General features: G+C 72.5%; 7 protein-coding genes and 1 pseudogene. All 8 read right to left on the reverse strand.

Translation table 11 applies throughout. The annotated features are described in order from the left end of the window. A partial coding sequence (locus tag AOK00_RS27690) for a replication initiator (protein ID WP_367870060.1) occupies positions 1-721 on the reverse strand: 721 nt, incomplete at its 3' end. After that, a complete protein-coding gene (locus AOK00_RS27695; protein WP_159041863.1) occupies positions 718-963 on the reverse strand; it encodes a hypothetical protein in 246 nt (81 codons plus the stop codon). The genes AOK00_RS27695 and AOK00_RS27690, both read right to left, overlap by 4 nt. Positions 964-968: 5 nt before the next feature. Beyond that, complete coding sequence (locus AOK00_RS39515) at positions 969-1142, reverse strand: hypothetical protein (protein ID WP_173861647.1); 174 nt, start codon at positions 1140-1142, stop codon at positions 969-971. A 94-nt stretch (positions 1143-1236) separates the two neighbouring features. Next, on the reverse strand, positions 1237-1785 hold the full coding sequence (locus tag AOK00_RS27700) for a GGDEF domain-containing protein (RefSeq protein WP_055602988.1): 549 nt from the start codon (positions 1783-1785) through the stop codon (positions 1237-1239). 5 nt (positions 1786-1790) lie between these two features. Further along, positions 1791-2102, reverse strand: coding sequence for a hypothetical protein (locus AOK00_RS27705; RefSeq protein WP_055602986.1), 312 nt, complete (start codon positions 2100-2102; stop codon positions 1791-1793). A 12-nt stretch (positions 2103-2114) separates the two neighbouring features. Continuing rightward, positions 2115-2273: a hypothetical protein gene (locus AOK00_RS38620; protein WP_107097479.1), complete on the reverse strand. Its 159-nt coding sequence runs from the start codon at positions 2271-2273 to the stop codon at positions 2115-2117. A 19-nt stretch (positions 2274-2292) separates the two neighbouring features. Further along, complete coding sequence (locus AOK00_RS27710; protein ID WP_055602987.1) at positions 2293-2481, reverse strand: mobile element transfer protein; 189 nt, start codon at positions 2479-2481, stop codon at positions 2293-2295. A 19-nt stretch (positions 2482-2500) separates the two neighbouring features. Next, a pseudogene (locus AOK00_RS27715) lies at positions 2501-2815 on the reverse strand (DUF2637 domain-containing protein); the annotation flags it as partial.

Raw genomic sequence — 2815 nt, forward strand, 5'->3', positions numbered from 1 at the left:
GGGTGTGGGGGCCTTGGGGGCCGTCGAAGCGGATGACGGCGTGGAAGTGGACAGCGCCGCGTTTCTGGTACTCGGCGACTTTGCCGAAGGAGACGCGGGACTGTTCGCGGGCGGCTTTCTGAGTGAGGCCGGCACGGGCGGCGATCTCGCGGCGGAGGTAGATCGTGAAGTACCGCCAGAGTTCGGAGGCGTGGTTGTTCCAGAGCACGGCTCCGGCGTAGTCGTAGCTGTCGGGGTGGAGTGGGGTGCCGAGTTCGGGCGCGTCCTCCTGGTGCTGCTTCCCGCAGCGGCAGGGGCGGGTGCCGGGGCGGTTGTGCACGGGGCCGAAGGACGGGGCGGTGAGGGTGGCGAAGACGCGGGGGTGGTCGCGGATCGTCTCCGGGGTGCCCTTGTCCGGGTTGCCGACGAGTCCGGCGCGGATGAGGTGGTAGGTGTCGCCCGCGTAGGTCCAGGCGCAGGAGGGGCAGCGGGAGGCCCGCCGGTTGCCGCAGGCGACGCGCAGGACACCGTCGGGTTCGGCGTCGGTGGTGTAGGCGTGGAGCACGGTGCGGGTGGCGGGGTCGAGGGTCTTGGTGCCGCCGGTGAGGCGGATGGGCGCGGTGCAGCCCTGGGTGCGGCGGATCTGTTCGGTGAGGCGGTCGAAGCCGGGGGACCCGGCCACCCGGAGCAGGTCGCTCAGGGTGGCCGGGTCCAGGCCCGCCGCGGTGGCGGAGTCGATCACGCGGCGTCTCCCCTCACACCCGCAGCATTGATGGAGAGGCTGTCGAGGGCGGCAGCGGCCTCCATGGCAGCGGAGGCGAGCGTTCGCAGCGCGGCGGCCGAGCCGGGAGAGACGAGAAGTGCGATTTCGATGCTGTCGCCCTCGATGCGAAGGCTGACGAAGGGGCGGCCGCTGTCAGGGAACGGGGTGACGCGGAAGCGGGTGTCCGGCTTGAGGTGACCGGAGACGGAGAGACCGTTCATGTCGGTCACCGCCCGGTCGAGGCGAGGGCGGCGGGGACGGTGTGGCCGAGGCCGCGGCAGGTGGGGCAGTGGACGGGGATGGTGTCCCGGGTGCCGTCGGCGGTGGGGAGGCCGGTGGTGATGGTGGCGGTGGCGAAGCCGTCGCAGTCTCGGCAGACGCGCGGGGTGGTCTGGGACATGATGAGTACTCCCTTTCGGGTCCGGTGGATCTGGAGGGTGTTCAGGCGCCCGGGGCGGCGGAAGTTTGGCGACCAAGGCCGTCCCGGGGGCCGCTTAGCGCGTGTTGCGCCTGCCGTGGCCCTTGGCCGCGTACATCGAGGCGTCGGCGGCCGAGAGGGCGTCGGTGAGGGTCGGCACCGGCAGCTGATCGCGGTGGCAGTGGCCGACGGAGGCCGAGACCGGCAGGACGTGACCCCTGTGCGTGACGGGCTCGTCCAGCGCGATTCGCAGGGCGAAGAGGCCGGCGGTGTGGCCGGGGTCGGTGACGATGGCGGCGAACTCGTCTCCGCCGAGCCGAGCGGCGATGCCGTGGCGTCCGCACCAGACGCTCAGCCGCTGGGCGGTGGCGGTGAGGACGGCGTCTCCGGCGGCGTGGCCGTGGGTGTCGTTGATGGCCTTGAAGTCGTCCAGGTCGACCAGGAGGACGAGGGCGCTGGGGTGCTTGGCCAGGAGGTGTTCGGCGCGGGTGGTCCATCCGGCGCGGGTGTGCAGGCCGGTGAGGGGGTCGCGGCGGGCGGTGGCCAGGCGGCGCCAGAGCAGTCCGCCGTGCAGGGCCCAGCCGAGTGCCGGTAAGCCAGCCGCGGCGATCGTCTGCGTGTCCATGAGGGTCACCGGCCCCTCTGCATGTCGCGGACGAGCAGCCGCAGGACGACGGCGATGACCGCGATGGAGACGCCGGTGATGGCGACCGCGAGGAGCATCGAGACGAGGACGGTGCCGACGACCAGGACGACGGCGCCACCGCCGGCGGCGAGGGCGAGCGCGCTGCCAGGGGTGAGCTGGACCGTGGTCCGGGCGGGGACGACCGGTACCGGGGCGGCGACCTGGGTCGGCTCGATGTCGGTCACGGGGGTGGGCTTGTGGACCGGGATGGTGTGGCCGGTCGGGAGCGGGTTGACCGGGATGCGGGGCTGGAGCATGACGGGGTCTCCCTACTGGTTGATCGTGGTGTCGATGACGGGGGCGAGGAGGCTGTCGGCGAGGAGGTAGCCGCCGAGGAGGAGTACGGCGACGAGCCACCAGGGCGGGCGGATGAGCTTGATTCCGAGGCCGCCGACGACGATCAGGGCGAGCCAGAGCGGAACGTCCATGACGCGGGTCTCCTTCGGGTCAGCGGGGGTTGCAGCGGTGGGTGCTGGCGGCGAGTTCGGCGGCGGCGCGGGTGTTGTAGTCGGCGGAGAAGTCGCAGCGCGGGGCGGTGCACACGGCGGTGTGCTTGGTGCGGCCCCGGCCGTCGCGGTGGGTGCCGACCTGCACCGGGCCGATCCGGGTCACGTTGTGGAAGCGGTTCGGGCGCACGGGTCTTGCTCCTTTCTGGTCAAGTGAGTTGGAGGGCGATGGAGTCGGCCAGTGGTGCGGGGATGCCGAGGCGGGCGCGGAGGGTGGCCGCGTCGATCGGGGCACCGGTCTGGGCGTGATGGGCGTTTGCGATCTTCCGGGCGTGGTCGAGCAGCGCGGGCGGCACCGAAGCCCCAGGGGCCAACGGAGCAGGCTCCGGCGGTGCTTCCTTCGGTGCGGGGTCGGCCGGCGGCAGCTCGGGAGCCGGTTCCGGGACCCGTTCCACGGTGAGTTCCGGCGCGGGTTCGGGGGCAGGCTCGTCCAGGGACTCAGGTGTCGTGGCGGGGTTGGGTGG

The organism is Streptomyces aureus (assembly GCF_001418135.1).
Lineage (GTDB): Bacteria > Actinomycetota > Actinomycetes > Streptomycetales > Streptomycetaceae > Streptomyces > Streptomyces aureus_A.

Coding starts and splice junctions, on each gene's coding strand:
- AOK00_RS27695 (WP_159041863.1), bottom strand. CDS start 963: ATGAACGGTCTCTCCGTCTCCGGTCACCTCAAGCCGGACACCCGCTTC.
- AOK00_RS39515 (WP_173861647.1), bottom strand. CDS start 1,142: ATGTCCCAGACCACCCCGCGCGTCTGCCGAGACTGCGACGGCTTCGCC.
- AOK00_RS27700 (WP_055602988.1), bottom strand. CDS start 1,785: ATGGACACGCAGACGATCGCCGCGGCTGGCTTACCGGCACTCGGCTGG.
- AOK00_RS27705 (WP_055602986.1), bottom strand. CDS start 2,102: ATGCTCCAGCCCCGCATCCCGGTCAACCCGCTCCCGACCGGCCACACC.
- AOK00_RS38620 (WP_107097479.1), bottom strand. CDS start 2,273: ATGGACGTTCCGCTCTGGCTCGCCCTGATCGTCGTCGGCGGCCTCGGA.